Here is a 19153-nt window from a genome sequence, read left to right on the forward strand (position 1 = left end):
ATCTCCTCCCAATTGATTGTTATATTAAACTCCTATGTATATGGAAAAATACAAAAGAAGAATAACCAGATTAAACAGATGGACTTTCTTTTTTTCCATCGATCTCTCTTATTGTGTTAAAGATGGAAACGATAGAGTACAAGAATAGAATGATACCAGGCACAACGAGTAATAATGCAGCACCAGCTTTCGAACTTGCATAGCTTAGCAAGTACCCAACATATGGGATGGTAAAATCGACATATTTACCAATGACGTTCTGTGAAAGAACAGGATCTACATCGGCTGATTCGTTATGATCACCTTTTGTGGTATAGATCGATTTTCCGTCTACTTTGTTAGTGTCAATAATTCGGTGTGTAATCACTTTGTCGTCTTCCGCACGGAATGTAATGACATCTCCATTTTCGTATGTCATCCCCTCTTTTGTCGGTTTTATAGCTATAATCGAGCCCGTCTGGAAGGTAGGCTCCATCGACCCGGAAAGTACCGTCTTCAACTGATAACCAAATATGGCTGGTTCTCCGCCGCTTGCCTTCGAGGAAATGACTACAATAGCTAGACAGATCATGATCCCAATCATAAGCAACGTAAGGAGACTGCTAGTTACTTTTAACATTTTCTTCATCATCTTTATCGTTTTCCCCCTCTTTTGGTTTACTTTCTTCTTGCTTATCACTCGCTTCCACAGATTCTGACTGTTCTTCTGTTGCTGACGTTTTGTCTTGTTTTTGTGGTACTGCTTCTTTGGTGGGTTGTTCTTTTTGCGTTATAGAGGCTTTGATGGACTCGTTTTTTTGCGTTGGAGTGTCTTTGGTGGATTCGGCTTTTTGCGTTCCTGATTCCTTACTGGATTCTGCCTTCGTGGTCGATCTCTTGGTGGATTGATCTTTTTGTGGTACTGGCTCTTCAGTGGTTTGCTTTTGGTCATTTGTCTTCTTATTTGTTGTTTCAGACTGTTTCTTTATTGCCGGTGATGGCTGTCCGGACTCCTCATGTTTTTGCTTGAGTGCCCCGAGTTCTTCCTGTAAAGCCGTTATTACACGATCTAATTGCGGTGAGTCTTCTCTCTCACTAGCTTTTTCAAAGAGCTTTTGGATCTTATTCAAACCAGCTTGTACATACTTGTGTGAATCCTCTCCGAGATCTGACGTTCGGGCCCTTTCCACATACTCTTTCACTTTATCGTAAATGTCTCTTAACGATTGTAGATGGCTTTTGATCTCCTTCCGCTCTCCTTGCACTTCCTCAAGCTTAGCTTCAGTCTGATTTATGGTTAAACCATCAAGGGCAACATGTAACACGTGATCATATGTATCATTCAATCGAGTGGATAACTTCTCAGCCTCTTTCACCAGTTCGTCAATCGTTTCAGGAAACACAACTGCAGCGGTGATCATTGATGTCGCTACTTCCTGTTCAGTAAATCCGGCCTCTGTTTCATCTACAACACTAGAGGTTAAATAAAATGTAATACTACATAAACATGTCAGCACTGTAACCTTTCGAAGAATCATGATTTCACCTGCAATTCGCTTGATTCTTTTGGAATCTATTAGATTTCATTTGCCCTTAGGAAATACAATAAGCTGATTCCCGTTTAGTGTAAATGGGGGAATCTTCCTTGAATAAATTGTAAAATCATTTGCTAATTTGTCATATATAGGGTTACAATCTTAATAGCACTAAGTAAGCACCACAATAATCCCCCTAATAAGGTATAAGTTCTCAGATGCGAAATAGTTCATACCATCTATGACATAATCATCTAAAAAATTGTAACTTTCGGCCGAAAAAAAAGCACTCGCCCAAATACCAGGCGAGCACTTTCACATCGATTTTTACGACCTTGCTATAACCCTGAGAAAAACAGCTGGTACTTCTTAAGATCATCCAGACCTACTTCTATTCACCTACATTAACTCTCTTTATCACCGCACACAGGTCTTATTACTTAATAACTTCAAAAAAGTTCCGACGACGTTTTTTTACTAAAGACAGCTCTAATCAACCCGCTTATTACAACCAAGCTCTCACCTATAAAGCCCATTTCTTATTCTTCGTAAAGGAGATCGTTAGCCACTTGGCACGGCCGTCAAAAGTGAGTTCTCTATCGACCATTTCCCTCACTTCATCCATATCTTCTACATTACGAACACTCGAATAGTCATCCAAAATAAAGTCTGTTTCTATATAGATCGTTTTTCCGACCTTAGTTACTCTTGTGACGTCTTCCTGGATAGTGTAAAATTCCTTGACTTTGTCAATCTTTTGTTGAATGAAATCAAGTGTTTTCGGGGAGGAGGCATCATTAAGATCTCTTTGATATTTTGACTAAACATCTTAGCCGGCGTTTTTAAAAAATAGAGAGAAACAATGAAAACCATCCCCGGATCTATATAGGGCGTAAGATAATCAAGCTTTGTATGACTGAGTAAGACAGCGATGATAAACCCAATCAAAACGGCTGCACTTAACAAAGTATCCATTAACCACTGGACAGATTCAGCTTTCACGAACTCAGATCCATTTCTATTTTTACTCATGAACTTATAAACGACATAGCAAAGTATGGTAGCCACCAAAGCATAGATCGTAGCAGACCCAAGCTCCACATCCCTTCCACCTCTGAATATATCAATTAAAGAAGAAGATAAAGCGTATAAACACAACGCTGCAATTACACTTGCCTTAAATGTAATGATTAAAGGTTCGACGATCTCTTTTCCATAGTGGAAACGCTGAGGCTCTTTTTTCTGTATAAAAGAAAACCCTATCAAAGATAGAGCGGATAAGGCCAAGCTGATGAAAGAATATAATCCATCAAAGATAATCATTTGAGAATTGGCTGCAATTCCCCAAATGACCCCTATGGCCGTAAAAACTAAAGAACCTGCTATTGATAATCGTAAAATTCTCGAGTCGTTTCTCTTCTCCATACTAACTTTCTCCTTGCTTGTGAAAATCGATATCCTTATAATCCCCTAATATATTGATTTTATAGTAAGTACTTTCTCAAACAGACGATTGTATAATATCCTACTTGTTCATCGATAGAGGCAATTTGGCAAAAAGCGATCTATTTGACTTTCTATTTCTTCACTTCTATCAATATTTACTGTCTTTTTTATAAAGCTTGTTTACAAGCCTTTGACCCGCGAGCTCGCGCTGTGTACCGACGTAAACCTGTCGTAATTTTAATAAACTTTTTGGCAGATGCCTACCATTATACAAGACATGGGGAGGTACTTCCTTTTTTTACGTTTTGAATACTTGGGGCACAGGGTATTCAATTATGAAATTCATTCATTCTATAAATTCAGCATCTTTTAAAAAGCTTACAATCCCTTTGACTAACCCATCTGATAAAGGTAGATCCGGATTAGAATAGGACTGCAAATTCTCTGCTCGATCTTTAGGAGCCTCTTTTAAGACATGGTTCATTCTATCTATAAGTAAAAGTTCAGCCTCCACTTTTGCTTCATAGAGATTTTCAGCCTCACTAACAGGTACTTGAAGATCATGTTTCCCGTTAATGATTAGGACAGGGATCTCTAATTTCTGTATCTCCTTCACAGGGTTATATTGTATCCATGAAGCCAGAAAGGGTTGAACAGATGACCGAAACATACTTTGTAATTCTTTACTTACACTCTCAACCTGTTCGCCTTGCTTTAACTTTTCTAGAATCTCTTTACTTTCCTGTTTCAATTCTTCAGTGAGATTTACTTTCAGCTGGTCATAAAGGACTTCATCTATCGGTCGGCCAGCTCCTGCAATGGATACAAAAGCATCAACATCTGTTTCTGCGGCTGCTGCCATTCCAACTAAAGACCCTTGGCTGTGGCCAATGACACCGACTTTTGAAAATTGTTCGTCTTTATTTAACATTTCCACCCATGCAGCAGCGTCCTTTACAAATTGATCAAACCGAAGTTCCTTTTCAGGTATAGCGGCACTTTGATTTTTTCCTACACCGCGTTTATCATAACGTACACTAGCTATTCCCTGTTCAGCTAATTCTTCTGCTAAAAGTTTCAAACTGTTGTTTTTCCCTTGTAAAGTAACGGAATTACCATCTCGATCGGTGGGACCTGAGCCTGGAATAATGATGACAACTGGATGCGGGCCTTTTTCTTTAGGTGTCTCCAACTCCCCATACAGCTTTCCTTCGTTGGTATCAACACTTAGAAATTGCCCCTCTTCTTGCTCCGTGCCATTTTTTTCGGCCTCTCCTTTATTTAATTCAAAAGGGAATGATTGACCCGCCTGAGTAAAAGTGCCCGCTATTGTTCCCCCACCTTTCTCCCCATTAAAGGTGATGGTTTGTCCTGCCATTTCTATGTGAAAAGAAATGGCTGATTGGTCAGTCCTTACTTTAGAAAGCGGATAATCCTTTACGCCCTGAACCGGAATGCTAATCGTTCCATTCCATCCACCCTTGTCTTCAAAGGTAACCATAATAGGTAACGGTTGGTTCGGTACGTTTATCGTACCCCTCCAAACACCTGCTAAACCTTCGACGGATGTCCCACCATTTTTGGATTTATTCTGCTCTTGTTTTTTTGGATCCAAATGATCGCTGCAACCAACGATAAAAATCATGACAGCTAAAAGCAAACTGATTTTCATCCCACTCATTTTCATTGACTCTCCCCCTCATGAAAAACCAAACTCGAGACTTTTCACTTTACCTTTCTAAAGTTACGAATGAAGGTTAAAAAAGTTTCATAGCAGGCAACAATTAACATGAAATACAAAAACACACACTGAATATGGGTTTCACCACCCATATTAAAGAAAAAAAGCCACCCTCACATTTTTTAGAGAAAGGTGATCTTTTTCTTGTTTATATCAAATGGTTTTTGCCGCTAAGTGCATGCCTTGGGTAGCCAATGGAGGTTCCAAAAGAAGCGGTGGCCTGCCAAGAATGAAGCTGTACACCGACTGGCGGACAGGTAGTGCTGATCATCCCTGTTGGCGTAATCCAGCTCACATCTCCAACATCGGTTGAACCTTGAATAGACTTTCCAGCTAATCGTTTATCGTAGGAGAAGTTCGTTGGTAGTCACTCATCTACTGGATCGCCATGTACCGGTCGTATTTTTTGACTTTATCGTTTCGCCAGCCCTTCAGCAAACAATTGTCCATCTTCGGTAAAGGAGGATAAGCTTGCCTGCATACTCATATTCATGACGGTATTGGAGTTCCCAGCGTGCCATGTTAGGGCACATCAAAAACGCCAGCTTTAGCGGCGACTATTCTTATTGAATAATCGCGCACTTTCAAAAAGTAATTGTTTCATTTTTTTGGTAATGGCTTCTTGATAGAACCCGATTTTCCTAATCCCGTATAGAGCTAATATTATACGGCTGTACTCCAGCTACTATACGATGCAATTTCAATCATCAAATGCATATTTTACAATCAATTTTTGCAGCCTCAGTAGTAACCCTTGCCATTATATTTTTGTCTATTGCAGAAACGCCCAGTGGCGATCTAATATCAATGCTACACAAAAATAAAGACATTTCTTGAACTTAAAAAGTCTTTTTTAAATACGGGCTTATTTCTTTTCTTATTCTTCCTCGGTCCCCAATGTCATCCCACCATCAACCACAATCTCTGTTCCCGTACAGTATGAACTTTCATCAGAAGCAAGGAACGCTACAGTCCGGGCAATTTCAACCGGCCGCCCGATACGTCCCAGTGGAACTGAATTGTAAAAATCCGGAACACCCTTACCTTGGGTGGCCATTTCTGTTTCGATTCCACCCGGATGGACCATGTTTACCCGGATTCCTTTTTGCCCCAATTCAATAGCTGCAGCTTTAGACATAGCAACTACGGATGCTTTTGTCGCGGCATAGGCTGAAGAATTACCGATTGGGGCAAACGCAGAGATCGATAAATTGTTTATAATAGAACCTTTTTGCTGTTTTTCCATATGCGGAATAACTGCTTGCATTCCCCGAAATACTCCGAGCTGATTCACATCAATCAACTGTTGGTAATCATCTATAGTTGTGTCTGTGAATGGTTTGCGTTTTAGAACTCCGGCATTATTAACGAGCACATCGATTTTACTGAATTTGTCCATAATCACATCCACAGCTGCTTTCCACTGTGATTCCTTTGTGACATCCAACTGCACTGGATATGCGTGGTCTTTACCTATAGCCACTGCCACTTCCTGAGCCTTGTCATAATTCCGGGCCCCAACCACCACAATGCCACCTAATGAGGCAAGGTGCTCAGCGATAGCTTTTCCCTGACCACGATTGGCACCAGTAATAAGGATTACTTGTTCTTTTAAGTCAGGCATACTCTTTCTCTCCTTAGTCTTGTCTTATGATACTTTAACATACAATGTCCAAATACAGCATTTATTATTATGGTCCGTAAACCTCTCCACCAAAATCTAAGATTTAGGTGGAGAGGTTTACTTCTTTTGAACAGATAGTGGCGTCTTCTTCCGGGATAATTTTTTGATACCTTCTATATTAGGATTATTATTAGCCACTATTATTTCAACACCTTAAACATGAAAAAACCGGTTCGTTTCGGAGAAAATTATTCCGAAGCGAGCCGGTTTTTATAATTTGAAATGGATGTTCAGCAGTTTTTCAGTGCCTCGTAGAAATAAATGTTTTTATCATCTTATTTTAGTGTCTATTACATCAATCCACCAAAGACAAGAGGAACATAAAAGTAAATAATAATGACGGAAAAGATAATTCCGCATAGGTTTAGCCACACACCAGTCAGTGCCATTCTGCTCATCTTTACATACCCTGTAGCAAATACAATTGCGTTTGGCGGGGCAGCAACAGGGAACATAAATGCAAATGTTGCACCCATACATGCAGCTACCATAAGTATAATTGGATCAGTCCCCAAAGCAGCAGCCCCCGCCGCGACGATCGGATAAACCATAGTGGATGTAGCAGTATTAGAGGTGAACTCCGTTAGTAAGGTTATAACACCAACGATTAGTGCTATCGTGATAAAGAAGGGGACATCACTGAAGTTAACAAGCTGATTTCCGATCCATTTATCCAAACCGGTACTCATGATTCCAGCAGCAAGAGCTAGTCCTCCGCCAAAAAGCCATAATATTCCCCATGGAAGCTTTAACACCGTATCCCAATCTAAAATTTTATCTTTTTTATTTTTAGCCGGTATCAAAAATAAAGCGAAAGCACCCAGTAAAGCAATAATGGTATCATCTATTCCTGGAATGAGTTTTTCAAGTAGCAAGCTTCGTGTGATCCAACCAATTGCTGTCAGAGTAAATATAGTTAGCACAACTTTTTCTTCATAACTCATCTTCCCAAGTTCCTGAAGTTCCTTTTTAATAATCCCTCTCCCCCCTGGTATATTTTTTTTATCCATCGGGTAGGCGATCTTAACAAGATAAAACCATGCTATCGGTATTAGTAAGACAACCATGGGCAAACCAAAAATCATCCATCTTGCAAATGATATCTCTATGCCATACAAATTATTAACTGTTGCAGCTAAAATTGTATTGGCCGGGGCTCCAATGAGAGTGCCGAATCCACCTATAGTGGCTGAATAGGCAGTTCCAAGCATTAACGCAGTTCCAAACGGGAATTTTCCTGGAGAGGTAGCGATTGTTGAATCGTTTCCAAACGATTCGGCCACATGTTTAGTAACAGCTAAGCTAATTGGAACCATCATCATTGTAGTAGCAGTATTCGAAATCCACATGGATAAAAATCCTGTAGCAACCATAAATCCTAAAACAATCATACTGGGACTGCTTCCAATAAAAGCAATAATAGCAAGAGCAATACGTCTATGAAGATTCCATTTTTCCATTGTTAAAGCAATCATAAAACTACCAGCAAATAAGAAAATGAGTGGATCCCCATACGAAGAGGATACGTCCCCTATTTCCATAACACCCGTCATCGGAAATAAAATAAGTGGAAGCAATGAAGTCATTGGTATAGGCAAAGCTTCTGTTACCCACCAAGTAGCAATCCAAGCAATGAGACCAAGCATCAGTACAGCATCCCTAGTCATTCCCTCCGGATTAAGTAATAAAGAAATGCAAAGAAACAATAAAGGACCGACAAATAATCCAATTTTTTGAGCCGAAGAGTAATTTCCGGGTTGCGGAGGTCTATCATCATTAACCTTATGTTGGGAAGTATCAACTTCTTCACGTACAGCTGCATTCCCTGGATTTTTAGAAAATAATAATGTTGTAGTTTTCTTTACATCCCTTCTAACTTCAGCATCCCATTGCCATAATCGTCCCCATAGTGACTGTAAAAACATTTTACCCCTTCCCCTCCTTAATTTTTGCTAGCGCTTTCATAAACACACCTTACTTTATGTATACGTTAATGTCAATTTATTTTCTTAAATTAAGTTTTAACGCTAAAACACCTAGTTATGTTGACATTTACGTATACATTATCTATATTAGGTGTTAGTGACACAAAATTAAAATTATTTAGGAGGAATAGTCATGGAAAATAAAAAGCATTTTCGTATAGCGGTGATTCCCGGAGATGGCATTGGTAAAGAAGTAGTAAACGAAGGGCTAAGAGTTGTTGAACATCTAGCAGATACATCTAACAAGTTCTCATTTGAAAGCGATTACTTCCCTTGGGGTTGTCAATATTATTTAGACCATGGAAGAATGATGGCGGAAAATGGATTGGAGGAAATTAAAAATCATGACGCTATTTACTTTGGGGCAGTTGGCTACCCAACTGTGCCAGATCACATCAGTCTTTGGGGACTTCGAATAGCAATCTGTCAGGGGTTTGACCAGTGGGCGAATATTAGACCAGTCGAATTTCTCCCTGGTATCCAAAGTAAACTGAATCATCCCAATAAAGAAGACTTAAACTGGATACTAGTCAGAGAAAATACAGAAGGTGAGTACTCTGGTATTGGAGGACGTAACTTCACTGGAAGAGGGAATAGGAAAGAAGTTGCCGTGCAATCATCCATTTTCACGGAAGAAGGTTGCGAAAGAGTAATCAGGCATGCATTCCAATTAGCCCTTAAACGAAAAAGGAAAAAAGTGACCAGTGTTACAAAAAGCAATGCTCAACAATACGGGATGGTTTTATGGGACGAAGTTTTTGAAAGAGTAAGTAAAGAATATCCCGAAGTGGAAACAGACCAATGGCTAGTAGATGCTATGGCAGCCCAGTTTGTTCTTCATCCTGAGGAGTTAGAAGTCGTGGTAGCTTCTAATTTACTAGCTGATATCCTATCTGATTTAGGAAGCGCTTTAGCCGGTAGTCTTGGAATAGCAGCAAGTGCAAACCTTAATCCTGAAGGTCGTTTCCCTAGTATGTTCGAATCGGTTCATGGATCTGCTCCGGACATCGCTGGAAAAGGTATAGCCAATCCTATTGGAACTATAGGAAGTGCAGCATTAATGTTAGAACATTTAGGATTGCCTGATGAAGCAAAGATGATAAATGAAGCTATTAGGGCAACTACAGAAGATGGAGTAGTAACTGCCGATATCGGAGGTGAAAATACAACGAAAGAAGTTACTGACTCAATCATATCTCACTTATCCAAAATGTACACAAATGTATAAAAAGAGGGCCACGCCCCCTCTTTTTATAACTACTCTCTTCATAATTAGTTATAATAGATTTATAATTAACATGAAGATATAAATGATGAAGTGGTGAAAATATGAAAGAGCACAATGATAAGAATTCAGAAACATCTATTAATATTAAAAAGGTTCAAGAAGAATTAGTGCATATCATGAATAATGTAAAGGATACCAAACTTCCACAACGTGCCTATCAAATTTTACGATTAGCAATTAGAGATTTAAAGCTTATGCCAGGGAAAACTTTTCTTGAGCGAGAAATGGCAGAAGTTCTGGGGATGAGTCGGACACCAGTAAGAGAAGCATTGATTCGCTTACAGACAGAGGGGGTTGTTAGGCTTATACCTCGAAGGGGCTTTATTGTTGAACCCATCGAGACAGATGATCTACGTGAAACATACGAAGTGGTAGAGGTGTTGGAGGGGTTAACCGCAAAATTAGCAACTGATAAAATTGATGATCAAGAGTTAGATGATCTTGAAGCCCTCATTGACGAACAGGAAAGAGCCTTAAAAGAAAATGACCTGACTGAATGGGCTAAACACGATGACCTATTTCATTTCAAAATTATAAATTACGCCGATAATAAGAGATTAACGAATGTTATCGAAGTACACGCAGATCAATTATATCGAACTCGTCTATTTACAATAAATAAACGTCCACTGCCTTTTCGCTCAATCGTTGAACATAGAGCAATAATAGCCTGCATGCGGGCAAACGACGGAAAAGCAGCTCAAGAATCCATGCAATCTCATCGAAAGCGAGCACGAAATGAAATTCTTAAAGCTTTATGAAAAAAGTGTATGAAACTTTTTTATGGTTATATAAGAATGTTAGAAAGGGCGATGAACATTATTTTGCGCGAAAAAATAAAGGATCGTACATATTAGTCCTTACCAATATGTACGATCCTTTATAATTCTTAAACAAACATCAAAAGAGAACCTATAGATATTTGTTTGCCAAAAAATCGATGCATTCATCTAAGATTTGATGCTTCTTTATTCTTTCTTTCAAAAAAATGGGCAATCAAGGAAAGCAAAACCTTTACCTTAGTTCACCAAAAGATGCTTCTAACTAACAGTGGAAATCTTTACATATGCCAAGACATGAAAGTCACGGACGAGCTAAAGTAGGTTAAAAACACTCGACGTGCTTCTTACTGTATCGTTTCCAGCAACTGATAAGCTTCCTCTTTGGTAGAAACACTTAACAACTCTTCCCTAAATCCCTCATCCATCAACCGTCTTGAAAGCATTTGGAGAATCTTCAAATGGTCATCTCCTTCTCTTTCTTTCGGAACAGCGATCATGAAAATTAGTTTCGCATCCGTTCCGTCCATACTATCCCAATCGACACCTTCACGTTTGATGCCAAAAACGACAGCAGGCTTTTTAACGGCTGAAGATTTCCCATGTGGAATAGCGATGTTCATCCCAAGTCCTGTAGTGCTTTCCTTTTCACGGTTCAAAATGGCTTCTTTAAATGATTCTCGTGAATTCAACACATTCTCTGCATCCAACGTTTGAATCAATTCGTCAATCACGTCATCTCGGGTTGATCCAGTCAAATCGACATCGATGAGTTCAGGTGTTGTGATATCAGTCAGTTTCGTGATCTCTACTTGTTCTTCTTTTTCTTCAGATGGTTGGTTATCTAAGTCTATATTTTCATCATTTGAAGTAGAATAGGATGTTATACCTGCTGAAACGCTTGCTGTGACGACATCTTTTTTCAAAGCATTTACCATAAAGGCTGTTATCACTACACCAACTGCCGCTGCTACGAAAAACATAAGCACGTTATCAACAGCTCCTAAGACAGCAACGATTGGACCTCCATGCGCGACACGGTCGCCCACACTGCTAAGCATCGCCACAACTGACCCGGCCATAGAGCCGACGACAATACTCGGGATTACGCGAATAGGATCCTGGGCAGCAAAAGGAATCGCTCCTTCTGTAATCCCGAATAACCCCATCGTAAATGATGCTTTTCCAGTTTCACGCTCAGCTTGGTTATACTTTTTCTTATTCAAAAATGTGGCCAGCCCCATCCCAAGTGGCGGAATACAAATGGCGACCGCAATCGGCCCCATAATCTCATAGTTTCCTTCCGCGATCATGGCCGCTCCGAATAAGAAGGCTACCTTATTAAATGGTCCCCCCATATCGATGGCAATCATCCCGCCAAGAATGAGAGCCAGTACGATTGAGCTCGTTCCTTGCATCCCTTCAAGCCACTGTGTCAATCCTTCGAAAATACCGGCAACAGGTGCACCGATAACAAATATGAACAACAATCCGACAATTAATGAACCAAAAACAGGAATGAAAATGATCGGCATAACCGGTTGCACGGATTTAGGCACCTTAATTTTCTTAATTCCTAGTACGACATACCCTGCTAGAAACCCAGCGATAATTCCTCCGATGAACCCAGCGCCTGCTTCACTTCCGTAAAAACTTCCATTAGCTGCAATATAACCACCGATAATACCAGGTGCTAAACCTGGACGATCCGCTATACTTACTGCGATAAACCCAGCTAAAATGGGTACCATAAAGCTAAATGAGGCGGCACCTAAACTCTCGATTTGTTTCCAGAACGAGTCTTCAGGAATGGCAAGTCCTGCATCCGTTGGTTTGCCTCCTAAGGCCAACGAAATGGCGATCAGTAGCCCGCCAACGACAATAAAGGGAATCATGTAGGAAACCCCGTTCATCAAGTGGCGGTAGATCGGATTTTCCTTTTCTTTCTTTTGTTTCTTGATGGCGTCAGCTGATGGCGTTTCGCCTTTGTGAATGGTTACATTCCCGTCCAAAATACGCTGTATTAATTTTTCAGGTTGACGTATCCCTTCCTGAACACCGGCAACGATCAGCTTTTTTCCTGCAAAACGTTCTTTAGATACCTCTTTGTCACTCGCAATAATGATCCCATCTGCTTCCTCGATATCTTTCTCTGTCAGTGCATTCTCAACACCGATAGAACCCTGTGTCTCGACTTTGATGTCGACCCCCATCTCATCGCCTGCTTTCTGCAGATTTTCAGCAGCCATATAAGTATGGGCAATCCCGACTGGGCAAGCAGTAACAGCTAGTACTTTCATAACATTTCCTCCCTCACTTTATTTGTATCTCTAGTTTACGGCGGATTTATTCATAAAAAATAATTCATTTTTACCGGAACTACGGTAAAAATGAATTATTGATTCAGCAATCGGCGTATTGATCCTGCCCCCTGTGCCTCTATTAACTTTTGTATGAGCTCTGGTCTTCTACTGATAGTGGATATCGCTTGAATGAGCGGTTTTGTCATCATTTTATCTTCTCTGGTCATTGCCAAAAGAAACACAATCGAAACTCGCTCACTCCCCCATTCCAATGGCTCGTGAAGAATGGCCGTAGCGACAGTTGAACGTTGAACCTCTTCGGGGTGGGCATGGGGGATGGCGATTGCTCCTCCAATTGAAGTAGCAGACGATCGTTCTCTTACTAACGCACTATGTGGGAAGGCCTTCGTGACCCTCCCCTTCTCTACTAAACCATTTGCGAGCATTTCGACGACTTCAAACCGATGTTCAAGTCTGACATCAAGGTAGATAAACTCCTCATTCAGAAAGTGCCCAATGGCTCCTACCCCTTTATCCTCTCTATTCCCACGTTCCATAGTTTTTAAGAACTGATCCAATCTTTTTTTGTCTTCAGCTTCCAAAAGGGGCGAAACAACAATGATGGGGGCTTCGATGTTTTGTAGGGCTTTTGTAGAGATGATGAGATCGACGGATGACTGTGTCAATACTTCATCGATTTCCCACTCCCCTATACAACCGATGATATCGAATCCCTTATACGTCTGTTCTAACTTTGCTTGCAGCAAATGAGACATGCCGACACCCAAATCACAGACGATCAGTACCTTCTTCAATTTGTCCCGCTGTTTCTGTAACCGTTCGATGGAGGCTTGAAAATGCAAAACCAGATAAGCCGCTTCATCTTCCGGAATGATCAGATTGTGTGCCCTCCCCACTTTCTCAAGAGAGAGGACCACCATGCTAAACATATAAGGGTACATTTTCTTAATTTCCTCTAACATGGGGTTATGAATAGTGAAGCCATATTGGAGACGATTGATGGTCGATTCCAAGTGAGTATGAAGACCATCATTCAAGGTCTGATCATCTGAAAAATCTAACACCGTAACATTCTCTAATTGAGAAATCAGTTGATCGACAACATTAGCTGCGAGGATATTGGAGTTCCTTTTCGATGAGTAGTGGCTTCCCCTACTACTGAGAAGATGCCTAGTGAAATATCTCCGTTCATCCTCCGGAAATGACACACGAAGCATTCGTTCTAACCGGTTCAAGAACCACGTAGCCATTCCATACTCCTCCGTTTCAGAAACAGATGATCCCATCGAGTCTTCAAGCATAATGGGAGATCGCTGTTTCGTCCGCTTAAGCATGACGAGTACATGAATGAGCAAGCTTTCAAAGTCACCCTCTGTAGAAATAATAGAAAAATGATGCTGCATATCACCAAGCAATTTACGCACAACATTCACTTCGCTCGCAGGGAATAGATTTAACATCTCGGTACTTTTTGTAAAAGTAGAAGAGACGATATCCGGAAGACGTGCTAACGCATTGCGTTTCTGCAATTCTCTGCCCTTGACGATATGACCAAGACGCTGTTTAGATATCAACTCCAGTTCAAACCTTTTAAGCCAACGTGCGATTTGACCTAAGTCACTTTTAATCGCAGGTTTATTCGTGTAATACTGCTTAGCCAGATCATTCAATGTAACAGGACGATCATTAACCAGTAACTGATACGTAATTTCAATCAGACGATCCTCTTGAGATTTCGTTTTTGATTGGGAGAGCCGATCGAACAAGCGAGATTTTTCTTCCACTTCGATGGAAAGATGTACACCTACACCTGGTTTACGGACGAGTGTAGCAGTGGGATATCCCTTCAAAAATTCTTCCACGACTTTTAAATCATTACGCACCGTTTTTTCTGAACAAGCAAGAGATACTGATAAATCTTGCACATGACTGAATTCGTTCGAGTTTAGTATCAACGTACGCACCAGTTCTTTTTGCCGATCATTCATTCCGTACACCTTCCGCCTCCTATGAAATCACTTTCATTCTATCTCATAGAGAGTAGATCGACAAATCTTCGCTTATTTTTTGCTGGAGCCCCCCTCTAGAAAGAGTACCCAACGGCAGAAAATTAGCTAGTTTATGATTGAACAGGATCATCTTCGAACAACATAATGTAAAAGTCACAACACTCCAGGCACAGCTTTGCCCAAAGTTTTTGATCCTTTGTGATAGGCACGACCCTTAATTGATCTGTCGGTTTATTGCAGAATACACATTTCACTACCTTCACACTTCCCTGCCCCCTCTGCTTTTAGTGAATCTATCTTATCCCTTTCCTCATCGATGTACGAATCATAGCTCTGTCATTTTCTAAAACCTTTTGCCCTATGTATGGCAAGTCTTACTATGGCGAACCTATTTTTTCTCCTGAAGTCTATATCAGTAAAACAGATTAGGTAACTAATTCTCACCAAAAATAGGGCGCCCAGAAAAACGTCTGAGCGCCCGTAACATACGATAATGGACTACTATTTAATCCAAGGAATAAGATTTGGATTGATGCAGATTCCCTGCTTTGCCTCGGGATCAAGATTTGAATACCTATGAAACTTTTCTAGTCGAGTACCTGGGTCTGCCCAGCCAAAGTGCTTTAGTCGAAAATTCTCGTTAGGCTATGGTTTAGCATTTGCTCGAATGTAGAATTAAAAATGTCTATACTCCACTTATTTACTTTCCAAGAGGGGTTCCTTTATTTTTCCGCAAACAAGTCCGTACTTGCTTTGTCTTCCGATGATAAGCCTTTCAAAATTAATTTCTTCATATAACCATGGAAAAAGAACTCTCCAATCGTAATAGCAATTGCCAGGAAAAACGAAATAGTTCCTAACGATACAGATGTTTCAAATAACAAAGAGCCCAAAACCCACACCCCAACAAAGGCTAGGAACATGTCAGCCACGGTAGCTGCTGTATTTCCTATATTAGGTAAAATCAACAGATCGCCAATAATATATGAAACGACAGTTAATGCAATGCTTGTGATTAGAATATCGAAAAAGGAAATCCCAAAAAATACTCCTAGAAAGAACCATAATACAGCTGTCATCATAACAAATTTTATTAATAATGCTTGTATATACTTCATTTTGTACTCCTTTACTCATTCATTAGAATTCCTATTCTCACGTTATTTTGTCCCATTTCTTCTTCTTTAACCTGACTCTTTATGTCAGGAGTAAAAACATAACTGTAAGAAAAATGAGATCATATAAAAAATTTCAATCACTTAACCAGGATCACACTTAGGAATGAGAATTTTAACTTTCCACTTAAAAATTTATAATGCGATTCGGCAACTAATGGGATAGATACTTAAGCTGACAAAGCTACACGTAGCCTTTCTCGAGTAAAAGGAGACGTTTGCTGCTCTGTACACCATAAAGCAATAGAAGTTCTGTCCAGTTATTGTTTTAACAAGGTAAATGCAGGGTTGATTAAGGCATACCAAACGTATAAAATGATATATCAAATTAGGAGGTTTTATTATGGATAACTCTCTCATTCAATCTGGTGACATCTGGTTACTTTGTGCTTTTCTAGCTGGATGGGCTGCGATAAGCATTTATCTTGAACAAAACTTTAAGTGGGCTTCAAAGGTTTCTGGAGCTATTATCGCCTTGGTGGGGGCGATGGTTTTAGCTAACTTGCAAATCATCCCACTTGAATCTCCTGTTTACGATACAGTGTGGAACTATGTGGTCCCCCTAGCCATTCCCCTTCTACTCTTTCAGGCAAATATCAGAAAAATATGGAACGAAAGTGGCAGACTTCTGCTCATCTTTTTCTTAAGTGCAGCAGGTACTGTGGCTGGAGCCATTATAGGTTTCTTCCTATTGAAAGAATTTGTTCCCGGACTTGATAAAGTAGGAGCGATGATGACTGGATCATACATAGGAGGGGGCGTTAATTTCGCCGCCCTCTCCACCAAGTTCGAAGCCCCAGGGGAATTGGTTTCTTCCGCTGTAGTAGCCGACAACATGATGATGGCCTTATATTTTTTCGTGTTAATGGCATTGCCAGCTATCAAATTTTTTACAGAAAAATTTAAAACACCTTACATGGATGAACGAGCACAAAATGGGGATGATACCAATCAAACGGAGGCTGCTTCTTATTGGCGCAGGAAGGAAATATCGTTACAGGACATTGGTATGGCTATCGGGACTTCCTTTGCCCTTGTCGCTGTTTCCTTTCTCATTGCAGGCTGGATGGATGAACTTATTCCTTCAGGTGATGACGTAAACTTTATAGCTAACCTCTTTAACGGGATATTAGGAGACGACTACCTCATGCTGACAACGCTAACCATGATTGCGGTCACCGTTTTCCCAAAATACTTTGAAGGAATTCGAGGATCTCAGGAGCTTGGTACATACCTTATTTACATCTTCTTCGTCGTCATTGGAGTACCAGCCTCTATTGCTCTCATTTTTCAAAATGCTCCGCTTCTCCTAGTCTTTGTATTTATCGTGGTAGCGAGTAATATGATCATCTCCTTCTTACTAGGCAGGATATTCAAATTTAGCCTTGAGGAAGTGATTGTAGCTTCAAATGCTAATATCGGCGGGCCGACAACAGCTGCTGCGATGGCGATTGCCAAAGGTTGGACGAGATTGGTTGTTCCTATTTTATTAGTAGGTACGCTGGGTTATATTGTTGGAAATTATATTGGTACAGGAATCGGTGTATGGTTTAGTGGATTTTAGCACTCTACTAGTTTTTCGTTTATGAAGTTGGAGTCTTTTCTAATGCTATTTCACGCTTGCATGGATAGCTCTCCCTAGGTTTTAAGAAGAAACCGAAGGACACCTCTTATTTAACGAGGTGTCCTTGAATGATATACCTATCTGGCGCATCACCAATATAGTCAAATGGATAGCATGTAGTTAACGTTAAAGTCGGTTGATCTTTTTTAACAATAACGGTTCGGTCATCAGCATCGGTGATCCAAATCTTATCGACGCTATATTTATATTCCTCTCCATCATAAACTGTCGTCATTATATCTCCTTCTTCAACATTGCCTAGTTCAGTAAATACGGTATCCCGGTGGCCACTTAATACGGTGTGACCCTTCTCCTTGTTTGGAACAGACGTCCATTTGCTGACGTACATTCCTACTCCTTTATCTAAAGTATCCTCACCTGTTCCCCAAAAGACTTCAAATTGCTGATTAATTGAAGGGATTTTTAACTTGGCTATATTCTCGCCCTTATCATGGTTGTACGAGAGAGTTTGTATGGGATTATCTGATCTCGGCTCACTCTCCGTCGTTTCTTTTTCCTTCGCTTGAACTGATTTAGTTGAGGTGGAAGACTCAATCTCAGATACTGATTGTGTTCCTTGCCACCACAAGAAAGCATTCCATCCCGCAAAAGAAAGACCAATCAATATGAGTGCCATTGCTACATACTTCATGTGTTCACCAACTTTTTGGAGTTATAAAAAACAGGAAGTTACACCTATCCATATACTACCTATATATTACCATCAATAATCAACCGAAACATTAGAATAATCAAACTTCATCCTCGTCTTAAAGTCTTCACTTAAATCAATATAAAATAAAAGGGTAGGCATATGCGCCCACCCAGGAAAGGATGATTTTATTAATATATTATTGGTAACGCTTACGAATCGCGAAAAGTGATCCACCTAAAACAACAAGTGCTAATCCAAATAATGTGTATGTAGCATATGAAGTAGATGTGTTTGGAAGCTCTCCGCCTTGTTCTTGATCGCTACTATCTGTTCCAGCAGTGGTATCGTCTTGTTGAGTGGTTCCCTCTTCTGAAGTACCTTGCTCGCCAGATTGCTCAGAAACATCGGAACCGTCTTCTTCACATGGGATTCCATCCTTGTCTCGATCTAGGCGATGCGGGTCGTTGTCCTTGGAATAACCATTCTTTTCCCAAAAATTCTGTGCTTCTTGCTGTGTGGCAAAATGTTTACAGTCCTTATCGCTAACTGGAGCAGCTTCTTCTGCCGACTCCTCATTTTCTGGAGTGTCCTCTGTGTCAGCTGGGCTGTCAGTACCATCTGGAAGACTTTCACATACGAGACCATCATCGTCATTCCCCTCTAACTGGTGGGGGTCATTGTCATTAGTGTACCCATTTTCATCCCAAAAACTTTGGGCCTCTTGTTGTGTATCAAAGTCACTACAATTCTTAGTGTCAGCTGCATAGGCCACATTTAATGTAGAAAATCCACCAATTGTTAAAACAAAGGCAAAAATCCCTGCTATTAATTTCTTCATCATTAAAATATATACCCCTTTTTTTAGAAAATCATCCCTTCCAAAGAATATATTTCCTATACCACAAGAATAAACTAGATTACTTTACATG

17 protein-coding genes are annotated in these 19153 nt (G+C 40.2%); 3 read left to right on the forward strand and 14 right to left on the reverse strand.

The window, feature by feature from the left end; translation table 11 throughout:
- Positions 1-70 precede the first annotated feature (70 nt).
- The 8 genes from sipW to MUO14_RS06865 all read right to left on the reverse strand — a co-directional run bounded on the left by sipW (position 71) and on the right by MUO14_RS06865 (position 8310).
- The gene (gene sipW / locus MUO14_RS06830; RefSeq protein WP_244755493.1) at positions 71-628 is read right to left on the reverse strand and encodes a signal peptidase I SipW; all 558 of its coding nucleotides are present in this window, start codon (positions 626-628) and stop codon (positions 71-73) included.
- Entirely contained in the window at positions 603-1517 is a 915-nt protein-coding gene (locus MUO14_RS06835) for a DUF4047 domain-containing protein (RefSeq protein ID WP_244754500.1), read from the reverse strand. The genes sipW and MUO14_RS06835 overlap by 26 nt, the downstream gene beginning before the upstream one ends.
- Before the next feature lie 520 nt (positions 1518-2037).
- Entirely contained in the window at positions 2038-2175 is a 138-nt protein-coding gene (locus MUO14_RS06840; protein ID WP_244754501.1) for a hypothetical protein, read from the reverse strand.
- A 41-nt stretch (positions 2176-2216) separates the two neighbouring features.
- On the reverse strand, positions 2217-2939 hold the full coding sequence (locus MUO14_RS06845) for a cation diffusion facilitator family transporter (RefSeq protein WP_244754502.1): 723 nt from the start codon (positions 2937-2939) through the stop codon (positions 2217-2219).
- A gap of 367 nt (positions 2940-3306) precedes the next feature.
- The gene (locus MUO14_RS06850) at positions 3307-4647 is read right to left on the reverse strand and encodes an alpha/beta hydrolase family protein (protein ID WP_244754503.1); all 1341 of its coding nucleotides are present in this window, start codon (positions 4645-4647) and stop codon (positions 3307-3309) included.
- A 202-nt stretch (positions 4648-4849) separates the two neighbouring features.
- Complete coding sequence (locus MUO14_RS06855; RefSeq protein ID WP_244754504.1) at positions 4850-4996, reverse strand: hypothetical protein; 147 nt, start codon at positions 4994-4996, stop codon at positions 4850-4852.
- 582 nt (positions 4997-5578) lie between these two features.
- Positions 5579-6325, reverse strand: coding sequence for an SDR family NAD(P)-dependent oxidoreductase (locus MUO14_RS06860; protein WP_244754505.1), 747 nt, complete (start codon positions 6323-6325; stop codon positions 5579-5581).
- Positions 6326-6675: 350 nt separating this feature from the next.
- Positions 6676-8310, reverse strand: coding sequence for an SLC13 family permease (locus MUO14_RS06865; RefSeq protein WP_244754506.1), 1635 nt, complete (start codon positions 8308-8310; stop codon positions 6676-6678).
- 193 nt (positions 8311-8503) lie between these two features.
- On the opposite strand from MUO14_RS06865, the gene MUO14_RS06870 reads away from it, so the two are divergent.
- Both MUO14_RS06870 and MUO14_RS06875 read left to right on the forward strand, forming a co-directional pair.
- Positions 8504-9598: a tartrate dehydrogenase gene (locus tag MUO14_RS06870; RefSeq protein WP_244754507.1), complete on the forward strand. Its 1095-nt coding sequence runs from the start codon at positions 8504-8506 to the stop codon at positions 9596-9598.
- 101 nt (positions 9599-9699) lie between these two features.
- Positions 9700-10419, forward strand: a complete 720-nt coding sequence (locus MUO14_RS06875) for a GntR family transcriptional regulator (RefSeq protein ID WP_244754508.1) — start codon at positions 9700-9702, stop codon at positions 10417-10419.
- A 365-nt stretch (positions 10420-10784) separates the two neighbouring features.
- Here the strand turns inward: MUO14_RS06875 and MUO14_RS06880 are convergent, their stop codons facing one another.
- The 4 genes from MUO14_RS06880 to MUO14_RS06895 all read right to left on the reverse strand — a co-directional run bounded on the left by MUO14_RS06880 (position 10785) and on the right by MUO14_RS06895 (position 15888).
- A complete protein-coding gene (locus MUO14_RS06880; protein WP_244754509.1) occupies positions 10785-12737 on the reverse strand; it encodes a PTS fructose transporter subunit IIABC in 1953 nt (650 codons plus the stop codon).
- 95 nt (positions 12738-12832) lie between these two features.
- Positions 12833-14749 carry a BglG family transcription antiterminator gene (locus MUO14_RS06885; protein WP_244755495.1) on the reverse strand — a complete coding sequence of 639 codons (1917 nt, stop codon included), beginning with the start codon at positions 14747-14749 and terminating at the stop codon, positions 12833-12835.
- Between the two features lie 131 nt (positions 14750-14880).
- Entirely contained in the window at positions 14881-15033 is a 153-nt protein-coding gene (locus MUO14_RS06890; RefSeq protein ID WP_244754510.1) for a hypothetical protein, read from the reverse strand.
- Positions 15034-15492: 459 nt separating this feature from the next.
- Entirely contained in the window at positions 15493-15888 is a 396-nt protein-coding gene (locus tag MUO14_RS06895; RefSeq protein WP_244754511.1) for a YndM family protein, read from the reverse strand.
- Positions 15889-16288: 400 nt separating this feature from the next.
- On the opposite strand from MUO14_RS06895, the gene MUO14_RS06900 reads away from it, so the two are divergent.
- Complete coding sequence (locus MUO14_RS06900; RefSeq protein WP_244754512.1) at positions 16289-17509, forward strand: DUF819 family protein; 1221 nt, start codon at positions 16289-16291, stop codon at positions 17507-17509.
- Positions 17510-17615: 106 nt separating this feature from the next.
- On the opposite strand, the gene MUO14_RS06905 is transcribed toward MUO14_RS06900, so the two are convergent.
- Both MUO14_RS06905 and MUO14_RS06910 read right to left on the reverse strand, forming a co-directional pair.
- The gene (locus tag MUO14_RS06905; protein WP_244754513.1) at positions 17616-18221 is read right to left on the reverse strand and encodes a class D sortase; all 606 of its coding nucleotides are present in this window, start codon (positions 18219-18221) and stop codon (positions 17616-17618) included.
- Positions 18222-18420: 199 nt separating this feature from the next.
- A complete protein-coding gene (locus tag MUO14_RS06910; RefSeq protein WP_244754514.1) occupies positions 18421-19065 on the reverse strand; it encodes an excalibur calcium-binding domain-containing protein in 645 nt (214 codons plus the stop codon).
- Positions 19066-19153: the final 88 nt, after the last annotated feature.

The organism is Halobacillus shinanisalinarum (assembly GCF_022919835.1).
GTDB classification, from domain to species: Bacteria; Bacillota; Bacilli; order Bacillales; family Halobacillaceae; genus Halobacillus_A; species Halobacillus_A shinanisalinarum.

Bases quoted from the DNA above. Each gene is read 5' to 3' on its own strand.
- sipW (WP_244755493.1), bottom strand. From the start codon at position 628: ATGAAGAAAATGTTAAAAGTAACTAGCAGTCTCCTTACGTTGCTTATG.
- MUO14_RS06835 (WP_244754500.1), bottom strand. From the start codon at position 1,517: ATGATTCTTCGAAAGGTTACAGTGCTGACATGTTTATGTAGTATTACA.
- MUO14_RS06845 (WP_244754502.1), bottom strand. From the start codon at position 2,939: ATGGAGAAGAGAAACGACTCGAGAATTTTACGATTATCAATAGCAGGT.
- MUO14_RS06850 (WP_244754503.1), bottom strand. From the start codon at position 4,647: ATGAAAATGAGTGGGATGAAAATCAGTTTGCTTTTAGCTGTCATGATT.
- MUO14_RS06860 (WP_244754505.1), bottom strand. From the start codon at position 6,325: ATGCCTGACTTAAAAGAACAAGTAATCCTTATTACTGGTGCCAATCGT.
- MUO14_RS06865 (WP_244754506.1), bottom strand. From the start codon at position 8,310: ATGTTTTTACAGTCACTATGGGGACGATTATGGCAATGGGATGCTGAA.
- MUO14_RS06870 (WP_244754507.1), top strand. From the start codon at position 8,504: ATGGAAAATAAAAAGCATTTTCGTATAGCGGTGATTCCCGGAGATGGC.
- MUO14_RS06875 (WP_244754508.1), top strand. From the start codon at position 9,700: ATGAAAGAGCACAATGATAAGAATTCAGAAACATCTATTAATATTAAA.
- MUO14_RS06880 (WP_244754509.1), bottom strand. From the start codon at position 12,737: ATGAAAGTACTAGCTGTTACTGCTTGCCCAGTCGGGATTGCCCATACT.
- MUO14_RS06885 (WP_244755495.1), bottom strand. From the start codon at position 14,749: ATGAATGATCGGCAAAAAGAACTGGTGCGTACGTTGATACTAAACTCG.
- MUO14_RS06895 (WP_244754511.1), bottom strand. From the start codon at position 15,888: ATGAAGTATATACAAGCATTATTAATAAAATTTGTTATGATGACAGCT.
- MUO14_RS06900 (WP_244754512.1), top strand. From the start codon at position 16,289: ATGGATAACTCTCTCATTCAATCTGGTGACATCTGGTTACTTTGTGCT.
- MUO14_RS06905 (WP_244754513.1), bottom strand. From the start codon at position 18,221: ATGAAGTATGTAGCAATGGCACTCATATTGATTGGTCTTTCTTTTGCG.
- MUO14_RS06910 (WP_244754514.1), bottom strand. From the start codon at position 19,065: ATGATGAAGAAATTAATAGCAGGGATTTTTGCCTTTGTTTTAACAATT.